At 61.4% G+C, this 21955-nt stretch carries 21 protein-coding genes and 1 tRNA gene; 15 read left to right on the top strand and 7 right to left on the bottom strand.

Annotation, left to right across the window (positions count from 1 at the left end):
* The first annotated feature begins 15 nt into the window (after positions 1 to 15).
* Positions 16 to 396: a hypothetical protein gene (locus ACWTV3_RS04650; protein ID WP_498477060.1), complete on the top strand. Its 381-nt coding sequence runs from the start codon at positions 16 to 18 to the stop codon at positions 394 to 396.
* Here the strand turns inward: ACWTV3_RS04650 and ACWTV3_RS04645 are convergent.
* Positions 393 to 1085 (bottom strand): SDR family NAD(P)-dependent oxidoreductase, encoded by a 693-nt coding sequence (locus ACWTV3_RS04645; protein ID WP_498477059.1) that lies wholly within the window; start codon positions 1083 to 1085, stop codon positions 393 to 395. The genes ACWTV3_RS04650 and ACWTV3_RS04645 overlap by 4 nt on opposite strands.
* Before the next feature lie 134 nt (positions 1086 to 1219).
* Here ACWTV3_RS04645 and ACWTV3_RS04640 point away from each other — a divergent pair.
* From ACWTV3_RS04640 to ACWTV3_RS04600, 9 genes are all read left to right on the top strand, one after another.
* Positions 1220 to 1291 (top strand) — tRNA-Arg (locus ACWTV3_RS04640).
* 79 nt (positions 1292 to 1370) lie between these two features.
* Positions 1371 to 1973 (top strand): glycerol-3-phosphate responsive antiterminator, encoded by a 603-nt coding sequence (locus ACWTV3_RS04635; RefSeq protein WP_498477058.1) that lies wholly within the window; start codon positions 1371 to 1373, stop codon positions 1971 to 1973.
* Positions 1974 to 2174: 201 nt separating this feature from the next.
* Positions 2175 to 2966 carry a glycerophosphodiester phosphodiesterase gene (locus ACWTV3_RS04630; RefSeq protein ID WP_498477057.1) on the top strand — a complete coding sequence of 264 codons (792 nt, stop codon included), beginning with the start codon at positions 2175 to 2177 and terminating at the stop codon, positions 2964 to 2966.
* Positions 2963 to 3757: a glycerophosphodiester phosphodiesterase gene (locus ACWTV3_RS04625; protein ID WP_498477056.1), complete on the top strand. Its 795-nt coding sequence runs from the start codon at positions 2963 to 2965 to the stop codon at positions 3755 to 3757. Before ACWTV3_RS04630 ends, ACWTV3_RS04625 begins: the two co-directional genes overlap by 4 nt.
* Positions 3754 to 4572, top strand: coding sequence for a glycerophosphodiester phosphodiesterase (locus tag ACWTV3_RS04620; RefSeq protein WP_498477055.1), 819 nt, complete (start codon positions 3754 to 3756; stop codon positions 4570 to 4572). Before ACWTV3_RS04625 ends, ACWTV3_RS04620 begins: the two co-directional genes overlap by 4 nt.
* Entirely contained in the window at positions 4569 to 5651 is a 1083-nt protein-coding gene (locus ACWTV3_RS04615; protein WP_498477054.1) for an ABC transporter ATP-binding protein, read from the top strand. The genes ACWTV3_RS04620 and ACWTV3_RS04615 overlap by 4 nt, the downstream gene beginning before the upstream one ends.
* Positions 5648 to 6529: a carbohydrate ABC transporter permease gene (locus ACWTV3_RS04610; protein ID WP_498477053.1), complete on the top strand. Its 882-nt coding sequence runs from the start codon at positions 5648 to 5650 to the stop codon at positions 6527 to 6529. The genes ACWTV3_RS04615 and ACWTV3_RS04610 overlap by 4 nt, the downstream gene beginning before the upstream one ends.
* Entirely contained in the window at positions 6526 to 7464 is a 939-nt protein-coding gene (locus tag ACWTV3_RS04605) for a carbohydrate ABC transporter permease (protein WP_498477052.1), read from the top strand. The genes ACWTV3_RS04610 and ACWTV3_RS04605 overlap by 4 nt, the downstream gene beginning before the upstream one ends.
* 86 nt (positions 7465 to 7550) lie before the next feature.
* Positions 7551 to 8876 (top strand): extracellular solute-binding protein, encoded by a 1326-nt coding sequence (locus ACWTV3_RS04600; RefSeq protein WP_498477051.1) that lies wholly within the window; start codon positions 7551 to 7553, stop codon positions 8874 to 8876.
* Between the two features lie 72 nt (positions 8877 to 8948).
* Here the strand turns inward: ACWTV3_RS04600 and ACWTV3_RS04595 are convergent, their stop codons facing one another.
* From ACWTV3_RS04595 to ACWTV3_RS04585, 3 genes are all read right to left on the bottom strand, one after another.
* Entirely contained in the window at positions 8949 to 10256 is a 1308-nt protein-coding gene (locus ACWTV3_RS04595) for an ABC transporter permease (RefSeq protein WP_498477050.1), read from the bottom strand.
* Complete coding sequence (locus ACWTV3_RS04590; RefSeq protein WP_498477049.1) at positions 10253 to 10951, bottom strand: ABC transporter ATP-binding protein; 699 nt, start codon at positions 10949 to 10951, stop codon at positions 10253 to 10255. Before ACWTV3_RS04590 ends, ACWTV3_RS04595 begins: the two co-directional genes overlap by 4 nt.
* 85 nt (positions 10952 to 11036) lie before the next feature.
* The gene (locus ACWTV3_RS04585; RefSeq protein WP_498477048.1) at positions 11037 to 11333 is read right to left on the bottom strand and encodes a hypothetical protein; all 297 of its coding nucleotides are present in this window, start codon (positions 11331 to 11333) and stop codon (positions 11037 to 11039) included.
* 132 nt (positions 11334 to 11465) lie between these two features.
* Here ACWTV3_RS04585 and ACWTV3_RS04580 point away from each other — a divergent pair, with 132 nt between their 5' ends.
* Entirely contained in the window at positions 11466 to 12362 is an 897-nt protein-coding gene (locus tag ACWTV3_RS04580; protein WP_498477047.1) for an SDR family oxidoreductase, read from the top strand.
* Between the two features lie 224 nt (positions 12363 to 12586).
* A complete protein-coding gene (locus tag ACWTV3_RS04575; protein ID WP_498477046.1) occupies positions 12587 to 13804 on the top strand; it encodes an ammonium transporter in 1218 nt (405 codons plus the stop codon).
* Positions 13805 to 13939: 135 nt separating this feature from the next.
* Here ACWTV3_RS04575 and pdxH read toward each other — a convergent pair whose 3' ends face one another.
* Positions 13940 to 14581, bottom strand: a complete 642-nt coding sequence (gene pdxH / locus ACWTV3_RS04570) for a pyridoxamine 5'-phosphate oxidase (RefSeq protein ID WP_498477045.1) — start codon at positions 14579 to 14581, stop codon at positions 13940 to 13942.
* A gap of 35 nt (positions 14582 to 14616) precedes the next feature.
* Complete coding sequence (nhaA, locus tag ACWTV3_RS04565) at positions 14617 to 15822, bottom strand: Na+/H+ antiporter NhaA (RefSeq protein WP_498477044.1); 1206 nt, start codon at positions 15820 to 15822, stop codon at positions 14617 to 14619.
* 312 nt (positions 15823 to 16134) lie between these two features.
* On the opposite strand from nhaA, the gene ACWTV3_RS04560 reads away from it, so the two are divergent.
* Positions 16135 to 16416 carry an iron-sulfur cluster assembly accessory protein gene (locus tag ACWTV3_RS04560; RefSeq protein ID WP_100388412.1) on the top strand — a complete coding sequence of 94 codons (282 nt, stop codon included), beginning with the start codon at positions 16135 to 16137 and terminating at the stop codon, positions 16414 to 16416.
* A gap of 51 nt (positions 16417 to 16467) precedes the next feature.
* Here the strand turns inward: ACWTV3_RS04560 and ACWTV3_RS04555 are convergent, their stop codons facing one another.
* A complete protein-coding gene (locus ACWTV3_RS04555) occupies positions 16468 to 17766 on the bottom strand; it encodes a hypothetical protein (RefSeq protein WP_498477043.1) in 1299 nt (432 codons plus the stop codon).
* 115 nt (positions 17767 to 17881) lie between these two features.
* Between ACWTV3_RS04555 and ACWTV3_RS04550 the strand changes: the two genes are divergently transcribed.
* Positions 17882 to 21679: a DEAD/DEAH box helicase gene (locus tag ACWTV3_RS04550; protein WP_498477042.1), complete on the top strand. Its 3798-nt coding sequence runs from the start codon at positions 17882 to 17884 to the stop codon at positions 21677 to 21679.
* On the top strand, positions 21679 to 21942 hold the full coding sequence (locus tag ACWTV3_RS04545) for a hypothetical protein (RefSeq protein ID WP_498477041.1): 264 nt from the start codon (positions 21679 to 21681) through the stop codon (positions 21940 to 21942). Before ACWTV3_RS04550 ends, ACWTV3_RS04545 begins: the two co-directional genes overlap by 1 nt.
* The last annotated feature ends 13 nt before the right edge of the window (positions 21943 to 21955 follow it).

The raw sequence follows: 21955 nt of genomic DNA, 5'->3' as shown, positions 1-21955 counted from the left end.
GGTATAGTCGCAGGGGTGAATGAAAAAGAGTTGCTCGCGTCGTGGTCCAGTGCCCGGTTGCACATCATCGTGGCCCAGTTCGCCCCCACCTTCCTTCTAACGGTGGTAATCGTGGCGCTCTCGCTCGGCGGGGATGAATTCGGTTCGCTGCCCACCAAGATCGCGGCGGCGGGAATTTTGTTGGCATCCGGAATTTTGGGCTCAGTTGCCCAGTTCACTTCGGCAAGTGAGGCTCAGGCAATTGCGCTCGATATGCGTCGCATCAGCGATCCCTCGCTTGTCGTCACGCAGATTATTCGTACTGCGTGGTGGACTTTTATCGTCAAGTACGTCACGCCCGCAATTTTCACGCTCATTTACGCTGCCATTCTCTGGCAACTTTTCATCAGCGGCTAAAAGGCAGTGCTGGGAAGGTCCTTTTCGTCGGCGACGATAGCATCCACGATTCGTTGAGCCACGTGGTTGGGGTCCATTCCTGCCGGCATGCGCGGGGGAGTTCCGTCGATTGCTCGCGTAACCAGTCCGGTTTCGGTGTGGCCGGGCCGGGCATCCAGCAATCTCACGCCCTCACGCCGCAATTCCCGACTGGCTGCGCGCCCAAAAGCCGCGAGCGCAGCTTTTGATGCTGAATATGCTGCCATATTTGCTGTGGGGCTTTCGCTGACGATCCCGCTAATGGTGACGAAGAAGGGATTTCGCTTTGCGGTGGCGGACTCCAGCAGGGAGGGATGCGCAGCGCGGAGTAATTGCATCGGGGCGGCGGCATTAACGGCGAAAAGGGTCTCGATCGTGTCTGCGGTTACCTCGGACGCGGGGCCGAATGCAACGACCCCGGCAGCGTTAACGATGCCGTCCAGATGACCGTGGGCGCCAACGGCGGCGGCGACAAGGGCGGCAGGTGAGCCAGCATCGCGCAGGTCGGCGTAGACCACCGCCTCCGAACTGGGAGTGGGGCTACCGGATGTCGCTGATCGTGCATGAAGGGTGAGCAGGGCACCCTCTCCTGCTAAACGTTGTGCAATCGCTGAGCCTAAGACTCCGGATGATCCGACAACGAGAATAGAAGATCCGCTCAGTGAACTCATGAGCCGACGATACTGGCTGACCTTGAGAACTGGCTGTCTCTGTTATCTCCACGACGACGGCAAAGACAGGCAGGGATGCGCCCCGCCGGAGCAGCCGCCGCCGCGGACCGGTCTCGACTACACTCGAACCGCTGGCCTCTGTAGCTCAACGGAAGAGCAACTCCGTCCTAAGGAGCAGGTTGGGGGTTCGAATCCCTCCAGGGGCACTCTGATAAACACTCAGCGTTTGTCGTTAACCTGAGCGTTACCGTCGCGCTAACCGCGATGGTTAACGTGAACATCGACATGAGCGAGTTGAGATGGCGTGGCACAGCGACGGGGGAGTTTCCCCTCATCGCCTCTGTGCAAGAACACGGCATGCTCAGCGATGCTCTCGAGAGCGACGTTGCGCGTATCAACTTGCTGGTGGGAGACATCAACTCTCTCGCCGGCATGGTGGAGCGCATCCACGATGCGGGTAAGACGGCGCATGTGCACCTCGAACTTGTCGGAGGCATCAGCCGCGACGGCGCCGCGGTGCAGTTTCTCGCAGAACACGTCGGCGTCGACGGAGTCATCACCACCAAGAGCGCAGCGGTTGCTGCCGCTCGAAAACTCGGCATTGCATCGGTGCAACGCTTCTTCGCTGTCGACACCCACGCTGTCGAGAATGCGATGCGTCAAGTGCACGCCAGCCGCCCCACCGAGGTCGAAGTGATGCCCGGGCTGATGCCGCGAGTGATCCGTGATCTTCGAGCCAGCATCCAACAGCCCCTCATCGTCGGCGGGCTCATCCGCAATCCTGACGAAATCGATGCCGTTCTCGACTGCGGCGCCGACTACGTATCTACCGGAAATCCCGCACTGTGGCGGCGTCGACGGTCACGAATTCATACCCGCGTCGCCTAACCTCGACGCTTCGCGAGGCAGCACACCGCCTCACCAGAACGACCCGCATCATCCATAACTGAACACATCCCCCAGGGCAGAGTCACTAGAGAGCACCCGGAGGGTCAGCACTATCAACGCGCACGGCACCGCCGTGTGGTGCGTTGACGGTGCTGACTCCCCGGGTTTTTTTATGCCCCGAACCACACGAAAGAAGCACCCATGACCGCGTCACCTCTCATCCTCGGCCACCGAGGAGCCATGGCTTACGCCCCAGAGAACACCCTCGAAGCCTTCGAGCTGGGTGCCGATCAGGGCGCGGGCGGCATGGAGATCGACATTCATGCCACGAAGGACGGCGTGATCGTTGCCATTCACGATGACACTATCGACCGCACGTCGAACGGCACCGGCCGCGTCTCGGAACTCACCTTCGCTGAGCTGCGCCGCTTGGATTTCGGAACCGGTAACGCGGGTCACTACGCGGGGGCTCTCATCCCGACCCTTGATGAGATCTTCGATCTCGTCGAACGCCGAAGCCTCGTGCTGAACATTGAGGTCAAAGACATCTACCGCCACGATGCCACGTACGGCGAGCTCGCTCGTCGGGCCGCTGACGAGGTGCTGCGTCGCGGCCTCAACGAGCAGGTCTTCTTCTCGTCGTTCAACCACACGTCGATGGCTCAGCTCAAGATCAGCCACCCCGACGTGCGCACCGGGCTACTTCACATGATGTCGTTGCACGAAATTGGTCACTATGCCGCGACGACCCAGGCGGATGCCATTCACCCGGCCCAGCTCGCGGTCACTCCAGAAACGATGGAGCAAGCGCGCGCGGCGAATCTTCGCGTGAATGCGTGGACGATGCCAGCCCCGTTCTCGAGCCTGAGCGAAACAGAACAGATCGAGCAACTAATCTCTGCGGGCGTCGACTCGATCATCACCAACATCCCCGATGTTGCGGTGGCCCAGCGTGCGGCAGCGGCCACTGTGGGCACGGGGGTGCTCGCATGACGCTCGTGTTTGCTCGACGCGGGGCGGCCGACGTCGCTCCGGAGAATTCACTGGTCGCGATTGAGCATGCGCTGCGCGCCGGAGTAGATGGAATCGAGGTCGAAGCGCGGCTATCGCGCGATGCTGAGCTTGTAGTGATTCGTGAAGCGAGCGTTTCCGTCTCGGCTGTAGCCCGTGATGGCGCTGTGAAAGCTAACGATGGGGCCTTCGAACAGCGTGTGCTCGTTGAGCAGCTCACTCTCGCGGAGCTCAAAACCGTCGACATCGGCGGTGGCCACGGTGGGTGCAGCGGGACGCGCATTCCCACTCTGGCGGAGGTGCTCGATCTGCTCGCGGGCTCCGACGCGCACCTTGTTGTCGACGTCAAGGAAGACCCGCAGCATCGGGAGGGTGCGAGTCCTGCAGCAATCGCGGTTGCCGAGCTGGTGCGAAAACGGGACCTGCACGATCGTGTGACTCTGACCTCCACCAATCACATTTCGATGGCCGCGATTTCAGTGGCGCATCCGAAATTGCAGGTGGGGCTTCGTCACTTAGTGGTGATGGAGGAGTCCGCACAGTATGCGGCGGAGCTGGGCACCGGCTCGCTGCACCCGGTGTCGGTCGGCGCTGCCGTCGGTGATGTGAACGATGAGGAGCGCTCTGTCATGGTGTGCGCCTCCACTTTGGTCGCCGCATTCTGGCCTGTCTCCGAAGACGAGCAGCTCGAGCAACTTTTTGAGCTGGGCGTTGACGCGGTAGTCACCGACTCTTACCAGAGTGCCCTCGCTCGCCGGGGAGCATCCGCATGAGCTCCGCAGCATCCGCGAGCGGCGAGAAGGCGACGGTTGACAGTCGCATCATTGCCCACCGCGGTGCGAGCCACTACGCACCAGAGAACACCCGTGCTGCCTTCGAACTCGCGGTCGACATGGGGGCAACAAAAATTGAACTGGATGTCGACGTCACTCGTGATGGTCAGCTGATAGTGATGCACGACTCTCGTGTGGATCGCACCACCAACGGCATGGGTCGAGTGCGCGACTACACTCTGGCCGAGCTTCGCGAACTCACCGCCGACCGTGGGTGGGAGGGGCAGTTCGCCCGTTCAGAGATTCGAGTACCTACTCTCGCTGAAGTACTTGAATTCGCCGGCGCGCGAGACCTGTGGGTGAATATCGAAACCAAGGACTTCACCAACTCGTGGGGCACTGTCAACGATCTCGTTGCCGCGGAAGTCGTGGCATGTGATCGTGTCGATTCGACTCTTATCTCGTCGATCAATCACCGCGCCGTGGCAGGGTTCGCCCGCTCCTACCCACAGTTCAGTACGGCGATCGCGTTCATCGAAACATTCGCTGACTTGCCCGGCTATGCCCGCCGGTGCGGAGCGAACGTGCTGCATCCGCACTTCTCGCTGATCAACGAGCAATTCGTCGCAGAAGCACGCGAGCACGGGTTGGGCATCAACGCCTGGACCGTTGACGACGACGCTGCAGCCGACCACGTTCTCGAGTTCGACATTGATGGGCTGATGTCGAACCGCCCCGACGTCGGCACCGCCCTGAACCGCACCAACCAGCATCCATCCCACCGCTCATCTCACGTCACGGAGGTACACGCATGAGTCAGATCGAACTGCGAAACATTGGTAAGTCGTATGGCGACAAAGAGATCATCCCGAGCCTTGATCTCACGATCGAAGCCGGCAGCTTCTCTGTTCTCGTCGGGCCCTCGGGCTGCGGGAAGTCGACGACACTTCGCATGATCGCCGGGCTAGAGAAGCCCACGACCGGCACTATCTCGATCGGCGGAAAAACCGTCGACGATGTGACCCCCGGTCGGCGGGGCGTTGCCATGGTGTTCCAGAACTACGCGATCTACCCGACGATGACGGTTGAAGAGAACATCGAGTTTGGCCTTCGCAACAACAAGGTTCCGAAAGCTGAGCGACACGAGCTTGTGCACGAAATCGCCGAGACTGTGGGGCTCACTGCCCATCTGCGCAAGAACCCCGACGCACTTTCTGGCGGGGAGCGTCAACGCGTCGCCCTCGCCCGCGCCATGGTGAAGAAGCCTGCGGTCTTTCTGATGGATGAACCGCTCTCGAACCTCGACGCCAAGCTTCGTCAACACATGCGCATTGAGCTCATCGAACTCCACGAACGTCTCGGTGCCACTTTTGTCTACGTCACTCACGACCAGGTCGAAGCGATGAGCATGGGCACATCGATTGTTCTGATGGACGGGGGCCGCATCCAGCAGCAAGCCGCGCCCACCGAGCTCTACGCGAAGCCGCACAACGTGTTCACGAGCCGTTTCATCGGTACGCCGCCGATGAACGTGTTGCGTGTCGGCTCTTTCGGGGCGGATGTCGCATCGGATGCCCCCACCGGTGCCGAGTGGCTCGGCGTGCGTCCCGAACGAATTACCTTCGCTGACACGAGCCGCCCCGCAGTTCCGGGCGAAACTGAGCTCGCTGTCACGATCCTTGCGCTCGAGAATCTGGGGGCGGAGCTCGTGTATCGCGTCGAGCTTCCCGACGGATCGCGGCTCGCCATCAAGCGCTTCGATGAGATTGCGCGCCCGCTCGGTCACGCCATCGTTCGTGTCGAGAGCACCGACATCCACTGGTTCGATGCGAACGAGGAACGCATCGCTGAGCCCGCTATCCCCGGTGCCGTACGCGAGGTCGTCTCCGCATGAAGAATGCCCTGTTGAGAGATCGGCGATTGCTGCCGTACGCCTTGATTGCGCCGGCGCTTGTAATTCTCGCCGTCTTCTATCTGTATCCGATCGGCTACAACGCCGTGCTCAGCCTCTTCTCCTGGGACCTCCGCGGCCCCATGAAGTTCGTGGGCTTCGGAAACTTCGCCGAACTCTTCACCGACCCAGACTTCGGCAAGGTCATCCAGAACACTCTCGTCTACATGGGCATGGAAGTGTCTCTCGTGATGATCTTCGGCCTCATCTTGGCACTATTTCTCAACCGCCAAGGCTGGCTGAGTGAGTTCTTACAGGGCGTCAGTTTTGCGCCCAACGTGATTGCCCTCGTTTCTGTCTCGCTCATTTTTGTGTGGTTGATGGATGACGACATCGGGCTGTTCAATCAGATTTTGAACGCGGTCGGGCTGGAGCCCGTCGGCTGGCTTTCCGACCCTCAAGTGGCCCTGTTCTCTTTGGTGCTGGTTTCGGTGTGGAAGTCGGTCGGGCTCAACGCGCTGATCATCCTGTCGGCACTGCAGTCGATTCCGCGCTATCTGTTTGAAGCCGCGGACCTCGACAACGCTTCCGCCTGGACCCGCTTTCGCCGGATCACGATCCCGATGATTTCGCCCACCCTGTTCTTTCTCGTTCTCGTGAACGTCATCGGCTCCTTCCAAGCCTTCGACACGATCAACGTCATGACGCAGGGCGGGCCCCAGAGCTCGACCAACACGCTGATCTTCAGCGTCTATCGCGAAGGCTTCGAGTACTACCGGGTCGGCTATGCCGCGGCAATCGCCGTCGTGCTGATGGTTCTCGTGGGGCTCATCACTGTTCTGTACTTCCGCGCCTTCCAGAAAAGAGTGCACTACCGATGACAACGACGATCGCCCCTCCCGCGCCGCCAACGGCATCCGGTTCTCCCCACGGAGCCGCTGCGAGCCCTGTGCCGCCAACGACACCGTCCACAGCCGCGCCGAAGGTCGTTGCGTTGCTCGGGAAAGTCGTTCGAATTCTCGCGCGCATTATCGTCTCGATCCTGCTCGTGCTGGTGTTCGCTGGGCCGTTCTACTGGATGGTGCTCACGGCATTCCAGACGGCATCCGAAGCTCTGTCGATCCCTCCGCAGTTCTGGGTTGACGCCGTTCGTTGGGACAACTTCATCGCGGCGTTCGACCGGGTGAACTTTGGCCACTTCGCGTTGAACTCGGTGATCGTAACCGGCGGAACTCTCCTGGGGCAGTTTCTGATCATCGTGCCTGCGGCCTATGCCTTCGCGCGCTTTCAGTTCAAGGGTCGTGATGTTCTCTTCGGCGTTGTGCTTGCGACCATGATGATCCCCGGCCAGTTGATCTTCCTTCCCGTATTCGCGATGTACGCCAAGGTGGGGCTGCTCAACACGCACCTCTCGCTGATCCTTCCGTTTATTGCGAGTGGGTTCGGCATCTTCCTGCTGCGTCAGACCTTCATGCGGGTTCCCGACAGCCTTATCGAAGCAGCGCGCCTCGATCACGCGAGCGAGTTCACGATCATTCGACGGATCATGCTCCCCTTGGCGAAACCGACGATCGTCACGATTGGACTCATCACCTTCATTGGCACGTGGAATAACTACTTCTTCCCGCTGGTCTGGACGACGACGGATGCCGCCCGCACGCTGCCCGTCGCTGTGCCACGCCTCGAAGCGCTTGACGAGATTGCGCCCACGATCGTGATGGCGGGAAACATGCTCCTCGTCGTGCCGATCCTCATTGTTTTCCTCCTCGCACGACGACACATCATCTCGGCGTTCACCTACACCGGCGTCAAGTGATGCCCCTCAGTTTCCCTGTCCGCACTAACTCACAACGCACCACCTCATCACGCACCACCACAACCCCCTCAAAGAAAGGCACCACCATGTCCTCCACCCGTTCTTCGCGAGGTCGGGCACGCGCCGGCGTAATCGCTTCTATTGCCCTCGGCTCGGTCCTGCTCTCCGGCTGCACGGCAGCCAATGCGGATGCCGCGACCTACACGTACGAGCCCGGCGAAGAGACTGTCGAACTCGAGTTCTGGACCGCCGCAGTAGAAGACGTGAACCAGGAACTCGTTGACATGTTCAACGAGACCCGTGGTGACGAGCTCAACATCCACGTCACCGCTAACTACCAGGGCGACTACGTTGAGACCGAACAGAAGGTCAATGCGGCAGCGCTCGCCGACACTCTCCCCAACATGTTTGTGGATGAGGTCGGGATGACCGACCGTTTCGCTCGCGCTACGACGACGCTCAACCTTGAGCCCTACATGGCTGCGGCCGGCATGGATGACGCGGACTTCCAGATGGGGGAGACCGACAACCTCTACGTTGACGACGAGATGTACGCGTTCCCGCACATGCGCAGCGTGCCTGTCATGTACGTCAACCAGGACATGATGCGGGAGCTCGGGCTCAAAGAGACTGGCCCCGAAACCTTCGACGAGTTCGAGGAATATCTTGAGGCAGCCCACGACTACGTCGGCGGCCCGGCCATGATCTTCTGCGACTACGACTTCTGGGTCATGGAAGCACTCTTCTACTCGTACGGCGGAACCGCTGTGCTGAACGAAGGCGAAACGGCATCGATGTACGACACCGAGGGCGCAATCAAAACGATCGAGTGGATCGCCGACCTCGAAGACCGTGACCTCATCAAGGTCACCGGCGCAGCAGACGTGAGCGCTTTCTTCGCTGCGGCGGGTAGTGCAGACACGGCCTTCACGTTCCTCAGCTCGGGTGGCATCCAGTCGATCCTTGGTCTCGCTGCCGGTAACGGAGTGGATGTCGGAGTCTCGCTGATTCCCGCCGGCGAGAACGGCCAGCGCGGCGTCTCGGTTGGAGGATCGAACATCTACCTCGCAAACACGGGAACCGACCAAGAGAAGGCTGCTGCTTTCGAGTTCATGAAGTGGACGAGCGATACTGAGCAGGCTGCGTACTCGTCGTCGCGTACCGGTTACCTTCCCGTTCGCCTCTCGGCACTAGAAACTGACCTGATCAAGGACCTCATGGAGACGACGCCCGGCTACGCGGTAGCTGCCGAGCAGATCACCTACGGCAAGCCCCGCCCGATGACGAAGGCCTACAGCGAGCTCGAAGACCTCATGACGGAGCGCATCCACGCGATCTACTTCGATGACCTCGACGCCTCTGAAGCGATGCCGGCGCTCGCCGAAGAAATTAACGCAGTGCTGAACCGCTAACCACGGCTCACACACGCACAGGCCGCAAGCAGGAACCTGCTTGCGGCCTGTGTCGTTTACCGAGCTGCGTGCCTATTCGTACCGCAGCGACTCCACTGGGTCAGCCTTGGCTGCACGGGCCGCGGGTAGCGTGCCCGCGAGGAACGCGATTGCCATGACGACGAGGATGATGACGCTGATCGAGAGCGGATCGAACGCGATCAGGGTGAGCCCTGGCAGGTCGGCGAGGAGTGCCCCGGCGAGTAGCGAACTGATGCCGGTTCCTACGAGCATCCCGATGCCGACACCGATCGCGCTACCGAGGAAGCCGATGAAGACGGCTTCTAGGCTGAAGAGTCCGAAGATCTTGCCGCCGCCCATGCCCATGGCTTTCATGAGGCCGATTTCGCGAGTACGTTCCTGCACCGACATGAACAGGGTGTTCACGATGCCGAAGCTGGCGGCGAGCAAGGCGATGATGGCGAAGGCGTTCAGAACGAGCACGATCGCGTCGATGATCGTCTTGAACGTTCCCAATTGGTCGGCCACGGTGGTGCCCGTGTACCCGGCATCGGTGAGGCGTTCCTTGAGGGCCGTGACATCGGCATCCGTGGCTGCAGCATCGAAACGGATGCTCGCCTGGGCGTAACGCTCCTGCTCCTCAAGCGCGATTCCGGTGTTTTGCGTCGAGTACAGTTCGTCGGTCAGCGCGTCGTTCACCACGAGTCCGCCAGTGCCCGTTGCCGCAATGCTCTCCTCGGCAACGCCCACGATGGTGGCGTCTACGAGGTGCTGAGTGCGCTGTGCATCAGTGATGGCGATCGTGAGCGTCTGGCCTACAGCGGCATTAGCGTCAGCAAAGCCGAGCGACTCCACGTAGGAGATCGGCACGTTCAGTTCGAAAGCATCCGCATCAGACGAAGGTGCCTCGCCGGCAGCGAGTTGCACGGTTTGTCCATCGACGAGTCCGCCAACGGAGGTCAAGTACTGTGCGCCATCACCCACCTGGATCCAGTCCAGCGTGATGGATTTCGTGGCTTCCACATCGAGCACACCCTCGATGTTCGCCAGAGTGTCGAGATCTTCGGGAGTAAGCGCGACGACGGTCGAACCTGGGCGGTTGAAGCCGTCACTGGCAATGGCATCGGGGTCGTACTCGGCAGGGCCAGTGCTATCGGCGAAACCGGCATTGGCGTCTTGGCTCACCGACACCGTTATGACGTCTTCGGCGCCGATCGAGGTCACGGTGTCATCGATGTAGCGGTTGATGCCGGTGCCAAGTCCATTGGTGATGGTGAGCGTAAAGGCACCCACGAAGATCGCGAGAATCGTCAGCACGGTGCGGGTCTTGGAGCGGAACGTATTGGATGCGGCAGAGCCGATCAGGTCGAGAGTGTTCATGCGGCCACCTCCGTGGTGTCGTTCACGAGAAGTCCGTCACGAATGTAGATGCGGCGATCACAGCGAGCAGCCAACTCCTCATCGTGGGTGACGACGATCAGGGTGATGCCTTTGTCGCGATTGAGCGCAAAGAGAATGTCTTCGACAACGCCGCCCGTGGTGGTGTCGAGGTTTCCGGTGGGTTCATCGGCAAAGATTATGCGCGGGTTGTTCACGAGCGCGCGGGCAATCACCGAACGCTGCTTCTGACCACCGGAGAGGTTCACGGCCTTGTTGGATGCTTTGTCATCCATTTCCAACTGCCCGAGGGCCGCGTGGGCGCGTGCTTTTCGCTCGCTGCGGCGCACGCCGGCAATCTTCATGGGCAGCATCACGTTCTCCAACACGGAGAGGTTGGCGGTGAGAAAGAACTGCTGAAATACGAACCCGAACGTCTTGTTGCGCGCGCGATTGAGTTTCTTGCCCCTTAACGTGCTGGTGTCGACCCCTTCGAGTTCCACCGTTCCTGAGGTGGGCGCATCGAGTAGTGCGAGCACGTGCATGAGGGTCGACTTTCCGGAGCCGCTCTTGCCGATAATCGCTACGCTTTCGCCCTCGTTGATGTCGAAGGTGACACCTTTGAGAGCGTCAAAGCGGTTCTGACCCTTACCGTAAGACTTGTGGACATCCTTGACGCGGATGATGGGGGTATTCATAACACTCAGTCTTGCCGATCGCGGCGCTGAGGTAGTCAGCCGAGGGGAGTCAGCGGCCTACTGCCAGAGAAGTATCTTCTGCCGTCTACTTCTTGAGCGCGGCTTGACGCTTTTGCTCAGCCGCGCGTTCGAGGCGTTCGATGCGCAAGAGGTCGAGCAGCAGCAACGCAATGGGCACAACGGAGACGATGCCCCACCATTCCTGAGTTCCGCCGGTCGTGACGTACACGATGTTGAACACGACGGCCCACGCGAGACCGCCACTGAGCCACAGAAGTCGCCACCACGGTGTCGTGAGTTGGCGGATGCGCGTCCGCAGCAGGGACGTCTTCGCTGGGGGAGTAGCGCCGTCGGGGGTGCCTGCCGAAGCTGTGTCGTCCATGCGCCAACTCTACGTTCTCTCTGTGCTCGCTGGGAAAACCTGCACGGTTTCATGAGTTTTCCACTTCTTATCGAAACGGCTTTCTAGGGTGAAAGCGGCGTTATCCCGCCTCAGAACGAACGAAAGGAAACCATGGCACACGACCAGTACACCTTCCTTGATCCTGTTACGCGCTTCGACAAGGTGGAACCGCCGAAGCAACACCAGCCCGAGCCGGGCCTCGATTCCGAACTTGACCCTCGTGCCGATCTCGGCGAAGACAGTTACCGCGGCAGCGGGCGGCTTGCTGGGCGCAAAGCGCTCATCACCGGAGCCGATTCGGGAATTGGGGCTGCGGTAGCGATTGCGTTCGCTCGAGAAGGGGCGGATATTGCCCTGTCCTACCTGCCTAGCGAACAGAGCGATGCCGAGCGCATTGCCTCTCTCGTGCGCGATGCAGGGCGAGAAGCGCACCTGTTGCCGGGTGATATCTCTACCGCAGAGGCGAGCCGCACGCTGGTCGCCTCTGCCGTCGAAAAGCTGGGCGGCCTCGACACTCTTGTGAATAACGCCGGTAAGCAGGTGTTCTGCGAAAAGCTTGAAGACCTGACGGATGAGGCCTTCGACCAGACCATGAAAACAAACGTTTATGCGATGTTCTGGATTACCAAGGCAGCGCTCCCACATCTCCCTGCTGGGTCGAGCATCATCAACACGACGTCGGTCCAGGCATACAAGCCTTCGCCCGTTTTGGTGGATTACGCCACGACGAAGGCGGCAATCAACACCTTCACTAAGGCGACGGCGGCTCAGCTGGCGGAGCGAGGCATCCGTGTCAACGCGGTCGCTCCGGGCCCAGTGTGGACGGTACTTCAGGTCACGGATGGTCAACCGCAAGAGAAGATCACGAGCTTTGGGCACGATACCGCCCTCGGTCGCGCCGGTCAGCCCGCAGAGATGGCACCGGCCTACGTATTTTTGGCCTCGGCAGAATCCAGCTATGTAGTGGGGGAGACACTAAACGCGAATGGTGGGCTGCCGACCCCTTAGGCAAACCTGACGGTAGATTCACCGAAGACCTCGGGGTTCTCGAAACGTTTCTGTAACAGTGGCGTCGCACGTTTAACGTGCGCGAAACATAACTGAGGGGTTACCGAAACGCTAAGCCGCGATGCTTTGTCGTGCGGGTCGGTGGGAGTGGAATAACCCGACACTCACCGAAATCCGCCACAGCGACACGTGTGCACCAGGCACACAAAGCGAAAGAGGTTGAGATGGATACAGTGGTTTGGGTACTCATTAGCACTGCATTAGTGCTGCTTATGACCCCCGGTTTGGCATTCTTTTACGGTGGACTCGTCAAAGAGAAGTCAGTAGTCAGCATGATGATGATGAGCTTCGGATCTCTCGGCCTCGTTGCCGTTCTCTGGATCCTCATCGGCGCAAACATGAGCTCGATTGACGGTTCCGTCTGGTCGTTCTCTGGTAACCCGTTCAGCAACTTCGGTCAAGAAGGCGTAGCCGGTTCCGACCTCCTCTTCGTTGCTTTCGGTGGAACTTTCGCCATCATCACGACCGCACTGATCTCGGGTGCCATCGCTGACCGTGCTCGCTTCGGTCCGTGGATGATCTTCACCGGTGTCTGGGCAACTCTCGTTTACTTCCCCGTCGCTGCTTGGGTCTGGGGCGGTGGCTGGATCGGTAACCTCGGTGACATCCTCGGTGGCCTTCCTGCTGTAATCGACTACGCCGGTGGTACTGCGGTTCACATCAACGCTGGTGCAGCTGCACTTGGTCTTGCTCTGGTTCTCGGAAAGCGCGTTGGCTTCAGCAAGGACATCACGCAGCCTCACAATGTGCCCCTGGTTCTTATCGGTGCTGCTCTGCTCTGGTTCGGTTGGTTCGGATTCAACGCTGGTGCCGCTAGTGACCCCGACGAAGCCGGCCTGATCGTGTTCAACACGCTCGCCGCTCCTGCAGCAGCAATCCTCGGTTGGATCGTTGTGGAGAAGCTCCGCACCGGTAAGGCCACCGCCGTCGGCGCCGTTTCGGGTGTTGTCGCTGGTCTCGTTGCCATCACTCCCGCTTGTGCAAACCTGACGCCCGGTTGGGCACTCATCCTCGGTCTGATCGCCGGTGCCGTGTGTGCTCTCGCCATCGAGCTCAAGTTCAACCTCGGCTTCGATGACTCGCTCGACGTAGTGGGCCTCCACCTCGTCGCCGGCATCATCGGAACGATCTACCTCGGCTTCTTCGCCACCGACACTGGTCTCTTCACCGGTGGAGACGCAGGCCAGCTGGTTGTTCAGACCATCAGCGTTCTCGCCGTAGCTATCTTCTCCTTCGGAGCTTCCTGGTTGATCGGAACTGCGATTCAGAAGACCATCGGATTCCGCGTTACTTCGGAAGAAGAAATCGCCGGTATCGACCTCGCCGTCCACGGCGAGTCGGGCTACGCCCTGTCGTCACAGGAGACTGTGTCGGCTAAGTAGAGCCCACAACCTCGGGAGGGGCACAACTGTTATCGCGGTTGTGTCCCTCTTTTGGTGTTAAACGAAGAACCCCGCACCGGGCAGTTTCGCCGGGGAGCGGGGTTTCGTTGCGTCTAAGGAACAGTTAGTCGCGCTTTACGGCTGCAGCCGCGGCCGGTCCCATCCGCCCGAGTCCGTGCGCGCGAATCGCACACGGTCGTGAAGGCGTGAGCTGCGACCCTGCCAGAATTCGATCGTGTGTGGCTCGACAACAAAGCCGCCCCAGTCGGCCGGGCGCGACACATCGCGCCCCTCGAACTCGGCTTCGAGCTCTGTCACCCGCTGCTCCAAGAGCGCTCGGGATGCGATGGGTTGCGATTGTTCGCTGGCGTGCGCCGCGATTTGACTACCTCGCGGTCGCGTGGCGAAGTAGGCGTCAGAAAGGGCTGCGGCAACGGGCCGAGCGGTTCCCTGCACGAGTACCTGCCGGTGGATTGAATACCACGGGAACGTCAGCGAGGCCGCTGGATTACCGAGCAGCGCGCGCCCTTTGATCGAACTGTAGCTCGTGAAGAACTCGAAGCCGGCGCTGTCAATGGCGCGCAAGAGTACGGTGCGAGCGCTGGGGGAGCCCTCGGCGTCCACTGTCGAAAGAACCATTGCGTTGGGTTCGTAAACAGCCGCCTCGCTGGCGTTGGCTAACCACAAACGGAACTGCTCGATCGGGTCAGCGAGCACATCCGAATCATTGAGCGGTAGTTGGCCGTAGTCGGTGTGTTGGCTCAGAGGGTCGGACACGGTGCATCCTTTCGGCAGTGCCTAGGTGCCGCGGCTTAGTCCTCGTCTTCGATGAGGGCCTTGTCGCGGTCGGGGATTCCATCCTCGTTCATGTCGCGCTTGCGGGCGAGACGTGAGTCCCAGCGCAGGCTGATTGCGGCGAGAACGGCAGCTAGGGCGGTGCCGATGAGAATCGCGAGTTTGGCTCCGGTGGTGTGCTCGCTGTCGGGGAACGAGAGTTCCGAAATGAGCAGTGACACGGTGAAGCCGATACCCGTGAGGAAACCGATGGGCAGCAGGTCTCGGAGCCCGATTGAGTCGGCGAGACGGAACTTGGTGACCTTCGTAATCAGGGCGGTTGTACCGAGCACACCGATGATCTTTCCCAGAACCAGTCCGACGATGATGGCGGCAACAACCGGCTGAACCAGCACGTCGCTGACGCTCTCATCGCCACCGAGCGAGACGCCCGCGGCGAAGAACGCGAAGACCGGCAGCGCGATGCCGGATGACGTGGGGCGAACAGCGTCATCGAACGCGTGGGTGCGGGTCTCTTTCTCACCGTGCACGAGCTTGGCGGGAACGGTGAAGCCGAGAACGACGCCGGCGATAGTCGCGTGAACACCGGAGTCGTGCATGAACGCCCAGGCCACAAGAGCGAGAGGGATCAGCAGCCACCAGCGAGGCTTGCGCGAGCGAACGACGAGACCGAAGAGCACGATCGCAACGAGCGAGAACAGCAGCGACAGCAGGTCGATGCTCTCGGTGTAGAACAGAGCGATGATGATGATCGCGAGCAGGTCATCCACCACGGCCATCGTGAGAAGGAAGGTGCGCAGCGCACGCGGAAGACCGCGACCGAAGATGGCGAGCACTGCGAGAGCGAACGCAATATCGGTGGCGGTGGGGATCGCCCAGCCACCGAGTGCGGTCGAGTCGCCCGAGACGAGAATGATCAGCGTGAACAGCAGGGCGGGAAAGAGCATTCCGCCGATGGCGGCGAAAACGGGAACGGCAGCTTCGCGCGGCTTGCGCAGGCTGCCGGCAACGAGCTCTTGCTTGAGCTCGACACCAACTACAAAGAAGAAGATCGCGAGCAGGCCGTCGGCCGCCCACGTGGCGAGAGAGAGGTTCAAGTGCAGTGACTCGGGGCCGATGGTGATTTCGGCAAGCGCGGCATAGCCTTCACGCCACGGGGAGTTGGCCCAAATCAACGCAATCGCTGCCGCCACCATCAGCAGAATGCCGCTGGTGGTCTCCATGGTTACCCACCGGCGTACTCGCTTACGGGGGCTCAGCTTTTTAGTGGGTGAGGTCACAAAATTCCAGACGTTGAGGTTCGTCAGCGGGGTCGCCGACACAATCGCCGACCAGACTTCCCGGCACTCCAGCCCCAATTCTACCGCCTGAGCACCTGAGCGACTGCACCACGCGCGCACAAGAACTTCGCGCTTCCTGACTGTCGCCTCACCTCTCTATGAGAGTTGCCTCACAATCGGTGCTCAGGCTTGCTGACAGCTGCTGACTACGGAATCGTGGGGGGTTCATTTCGCTGAACCTGGAAGGACGAACATATGCTCACCCTCACCGAAACAGCCACCACGGTCGTCAAAACGATCGTCGAGCAAGATCCCAACGCGGATGCCTCGGGGCTCCGCATTAACGGAGAGCCTGGAGCTCCCAACTTGACCGTCGCCGTTGTTGCGGCTCCGGAGGCTGGCGACTCTGTCGTTGAAGCCGATGGTGCGCGCGTCTTCCTCGAAGAAAACGCGTCGGTCGCTCTGAGCGACAAGACGCTCGATGCCAACGTGGGCGAGAACGGCGCAGTGAACTTCGCGGTGATCGACCAGGCCTAACGAGCCACAAGCTTCAGGGACGGTGGCGATGTATTCGTCACTGTTCCGCCACTAGTAGCGGGCGAGAGCGTCAGCATCTCGAGCATGAGTAACCGATCGGCGGATGGCGTCTAGCGCTTCGACCGGATCAGTCTCGGCTTCAGCGATCATTAACTGACGCTCCGCCTCTGCTAGTCGGGTGCGGGCACGAGCACTGGCTCCGCCCCGCCCCACAAGCTCTCGAACGACTGAGATCTGACTTCGTGCCGCCACCAGGGTTCCTTGGTAGGCGGCGCGGGCGTGTTCGAACCGCTGTTGCTGGTTTCGCGCCGTCGCGAGAGCGCTATCGAGTTCTGCCCCCGCATCATTTAGCAACTCCAGCTGCTCGAGCGGGCTGTGGCGAGTGTCCGATTCCGTTGCCGTGAGCTCCAGCGCCCGCTCGTTGGCCGCGATCGCCGCGAGAATACGCGCACCGCTCTGCGGGTCGGGGGCCGACTCCGCCGCGAGTCGAGCGTCGTTCACATCGGTGCGGGTTGCGTCGCGCAGCTGCCGCACGGCAGCATCCGCGTCGGCGAGCTCCGCAAGAGCGTGGTCAGCGGCGGCCGTCGCGCGCTGTGCTCGATGAAGCGAGTTTGCTGCGGTGCGCAGGGTGTCGGTGACCGCGTTGACGCCGGTGGGGCTGATGCTCGGCGCCGCAGCATCCAGAGCCGTCGCGGCCGCCGCAAGCTCCGTCTGGCCAGCCGCTAACTCTCGACGGGCAACCGTCAGCGCCTCGTCCACATAGATGCCTTCAGCTGTTGCTAGCTGACGAGATGCCGTAGCCACTCGCTCGCGAAGCGACTCGGCCTGCGACCGCAATTGTTGCTCGGTGGTTGCTGCCGCAGCCTCACTGTGGCGACGTGCGGCGAATGAGGCGTCGAAGTTGTCGAGACTGGCGAGCGCCTTCTCGCAGAGGGCAGTCATCTGCAGCGTCAAGCTGCGACGGCGTTGATCGGCGGCGCTCGGTGCCTCGTCCCGTTGCTGGCCGAGCCGGAACGCCTCCGTCAGCTGGCCGCGCGCTTCGGCAAGGGCGTTCGCGAAATCGCGGGTAGTCGCCGCCCCGAATTGGGCGACGGCAAACCCGAGCTCGAGATCCGCTTCGCGAACCCGGTCATCGAGAGCAACGAGCAGACCGGCGGCGCGCGACTCCAGAGCCGATTGCGATGCCGTTCCGCGGATGCCGCGGTCGCCACCGCGACGAAACAGCGCCACAAAGGCAACGACCGCCACTGCCACCACAAGCACAACAACGGTGACTATCGCGATCGTGGTGCCTCGCACCACATCCGCGGCATCGGTCGCGACGAGAAGGGGCAGCCCGACGGAGAACATGCACCGTATTCTACGGTCGTGTGCCGCATGAACTGGGGGTGCGGCCTGCCAGTGAGTCTTGCGAAACCCGTGGCGGTTACAGGCTTTATTGCGCTGGGCAGCTTAAGGTGGCGGTGTGTGGCGTGCAGATAAAGTTTCGGATGATTTCACGGGGGACCCAGAAACGGGCGGCCCCGACGTTGACGATGCCGAAAACGAGCACGCTCACGCCCACATTCAAGTGACAGCGCCTCACACGCTGAGTTTTGGTGAGCCAAACATTATGGCCGGAAACGTTGCAGAGCCCACGTGGACGCAGTGGCGTACACAGTTGTCTGAACTGGGTGGGCGTTCGCCGCTCATCCACTTTGTCGATTCGCCTCGTACGAGAGTGGATCTCTCAACCACGCATCCCGGGGGCCTTGCGCAGTTCATCACGGGTAAGCGCACGCTGCTCTCGAGCCTCATTCGTGACGATGTGGCACTGCGCTCGGCGAAGACCGCTGCGGGCGCAGTTGCGGCCAAGGGCCTTGAACTGGCAACGGCACGCGGTATCGATTCGGTGCACTTGGGAATAGGTATTGCGCGCTGGACCCATGACGATGTCGAGTTCTGTGCTCCCGTCTTGTTGCGCCCGCTCGCCATCCGTCGTCACGGTCGAGACTTCGAACTCAAGCTTCGCGGCAGCGCCTTCTTGAATCCCGCTCTTGCTCGCGCTCTCGACGAGCAGTTCAATCTGCGCCTCGATGCCGAGTCGTTTGTGGCCCTGACTGACGCCGACGGCACATTCAAGCCGAACCCCGTTATTGACCGACTTCGCGGCCTCACTTCGCACCTCGACGCATTCGGTGTCAGCCCGCGCCTCGTCGTGTCATCGTTCGCGGATGTCGCCCACGGCTTGGTCGATGACGCCGCCGATCTCAAGCACCCGATCCTTGACGCGCTCGCCGGCAACACCGCCGCAGCGTGGACTATCAAGGAGGGTTACGCTCCCGTTCCCGCTCTTTCAGCCGACGAGCGCTCGCCGCAGACTGACAACCTTCTTCTCGACGCGGATGCTGAACAAGAGAACGTCATCGCGCAGATCGAAGCGGGCAACTCGCTCGTTGTTCGCACTCTGCCCGGTACCGGTGGCACCCAAACGATCGTGAACGCGGTCGGAGCCCTCGTTGCTCAGAACAAGCGCGTTCTCGTCGTGAGCCCGCGTCGGGCCTCCCTGCAGTCGATCGCCGATCGCTTCGCCGATATTGGGCTTCCGGGTCTCTCGGTCTCCCCGCGCACGCTTCGTCGCGACATCATCCGTTCCATTTCTCGTAGCGAGAAAGCCAGCAAACCCCAGATTGAAGACGTGGATGACGCGCTGCTTCGCCTGCGCAAGATCATGCTCGACTACCGCGAGTCCATGTCGGTCACCGACGGTGTGCTTGGCGTCTCGGTTCTCGATTGCGTCTCGGAGCTCAGCCGTCTCGCACTGCTGCCCACTCCGCCTTCCACGACGGCACGTTTGTCGCGCGAAGCGGTAGAGAAGCTTGCCAAGGACCGCAGTGCTGCTACTGGCGTGATCATCGCTGCCGCCAAGCTCGGCGAGTTCAAGTACGGCCCCGGCGATTCCCCGTGGTACGGCGCACAGTTCGCTAACGGTGGCGAGGCGCTCAAGGCTCACCAGGTCGCTCAGCGGGTCAATGGCCAGCTATCTGAGCTGTTGGATGTCGCTAACCGTCTCGTCTCGAACACGCGCATGCGACCGTTCCAGAGCATCGATGAGCTCGGGGTGTACCTGCGACTGCTCGTGGATCTCCGCGAAACCCTCGACCGCTTCGTGCCTACCGTGTTCGACCGCGCGATCACCGAACTCATTGCGGCTACGGCTCCGCGCCGCGACTTCCCGGAGATGACGAGTGCTAACCGCCGTCGCCTCAAGAAGCTCGCGCTCGAATACGTGCGCCCCGGCGTTCGCGTTCCCGACATGCACGGCGCTCTCAAGCGCATCCAGAAACAGCGTGTGCTCTGGCACCGTTTTGTCGCCGAGGGGGCGAGCCCGGCAGTGCCTGTGGGTATTGGCGAAGTGCAGCGCTCGTACCAACAAGTATCGGAAGATCTCGCTCTTCTCGATATCCCCTTGGGCATCGCGGACTCGCACGTGAACCTCTCGGCGCTGCCGATCCCGTTCCTCATCGAGAAGGTCGCGTCGCTCGCAGCCGAGTCTGATGTGCTCAACAACCTGCAGGAGCGCACGGCGCTTATGGGCAGCTTGCGCGACTTGAAGCTCAACCCCCTCATCGAAGATCTGGCCGAGCGCCACGTTCCCGAAGATCAGGTTGCCGCTGAACTTGAACTGTCGTGGTGGAAGTCGGCGCTCGACTCCATGCTCGAAGTGGATCGCGCTCTGTTGAACGCCAACACGTCGGTGGTTGACCGTCTTGAAGCAGACTTCCGTCTCGTGGACGAAGCGCACGCCTCGGCCAACGCCAAGCAGTTGTCGTGGCAGATTGCCGAAAACTGGAAGATCGGTCTGGTCGACTGGCCCGACGAGGCCAGCGCCCTCAAGCGCGCGCTTGCCAAAGACCGTCTCACGTCCTTTGACGTACAAACCTCGGCACCGCACCTGTCGCGAACGATCGCGCCCGTGTGGCTTGCTTCGCCCTACGAGATCGACTCTGTGGTCGACACCATGCCGTTCGACACCGTCGTGCTCGTGGATGCCGGTGCCGTCACGGTTGCCGAAGCGGCCGGAGCTATTCGCCGCTCGAAGCAGGTTGTCGTTATTGGTGACCCCGTCATCCAGTCTCCGACACCGTTCGAGACCGCCGTGCGCGACGCTACCGGTGATCTGCCGCAGCCCATCGATGACCACACTCGCGAAGCTCTCGTTGCGGACTCGGCGTTTGCCAAGCTCAGCGGCCTGCTTCCGACCTTGACTCTCACGCGAAGCTACCGCCCCGGCGGAGAAGAGCTTGCCGAACTCGTGAACCGTCGTTTTTACGACGGCCAGATCGAGTCGTTGCCGTGGGCCGGAAGCTTCCTCGGGCACGGCAGCCTCGCGGTCAGCTATGTTGCTGACGGTGTGGGGATGCCCGACCCCGACTCGGGAGCGGTCGAAAGCCCCGACGCGGAGGTTGCACGCGTTGTCGAGCTCGTTCTCGATCACGCCACTAAGCGCCCGCAAGAGTCGCTCATGGTCATCACGGCAAGCCCCGTGCACTCCGTTCGCGTCATGCAGGCGGTATTGGATGCTGTCAGCCGCCGTCGCCCGGAACTACTCGACGTCATCATCGGCGATCGTGCTGAACCGTTCACCGTCACGACGATCGATCAGGCTGTGGCTCAAAGCCGCGACCGGGTTATCTTCTCCATCGGATACGGCCGCACGCCGCACGGTCGCGTGCTCTCCGACTTCGGTTCGCTCGGCGAGCCCGGGGGAGAGCGACTGCTGGCGGTGGCTATGACGCGCGCGCGTCGTTCGCTCGAAATCGTTACGTCGTTCCGCTCAGAAGACCTCGACGATGGTCGCATGAAGCACGGTGCTGTGGCGCTGGCTGAAGTGCTCGACGAAGTGGATGCCCGCTACGCCGAAGTTCCTGTGCCCGACGACAGCGATCCCATGCTCGTCGATCTCGCTCGTCGCCTCGAAGCTCGCGGATTGCGCGTTGCTCTCGGTCACCGCGGCAAGCTCGGACTCGTGGCTTCGCGCGGTGGACGCTGTGGCACGATCGAGACGGATGCCATGGTTCACGAGTCGAGCCTGCGCGAGTCACTGCGTTTGCGCCCGGAGCTGCTGCGCCGTCTCGGCTGGCACTACCTGCGCGTGCACGCTTTCGAACTTTTCGGCGATCCTGACCAGGTAGCCGACAAGGTGGCCCGGATGCTCGGCGCAGAGCCTGCTCCCACCACCGAGCCCATTACGATCATTCCCGCCAAGCGTCCCGAGCAGTAATGGCAGAGCGCACCAACGACGCGGATTCCGGTACGAACGTGAAGTCTTCCGCTGACACGGTGTTGGGCGCCGCGGCTGCTGCGAGCGTCGAACCGGAACCAGTCGCGGAGGCAATGCCGCGGGCGAAGCGATCCAAGAGCCGTCGGGTGATGACGGCGCCGCCAGCAGGGTCAGATCCGCATCCCACGGGCGAGCCAGAACGGCACCAGAACAACGAAAACGACGAGCGACTCAAGGGTGACAAACCTCCGCATTGGGGGTAAGTGCCTTGGCCGC

This window comes from Salinibacterium sp. AL4.1 (assembly GCF_059767305.1).
Note: the sequence above shows the minus strand (reverse complement) of the source record. Positions and strands in the feature narration are given on the sequence as shown.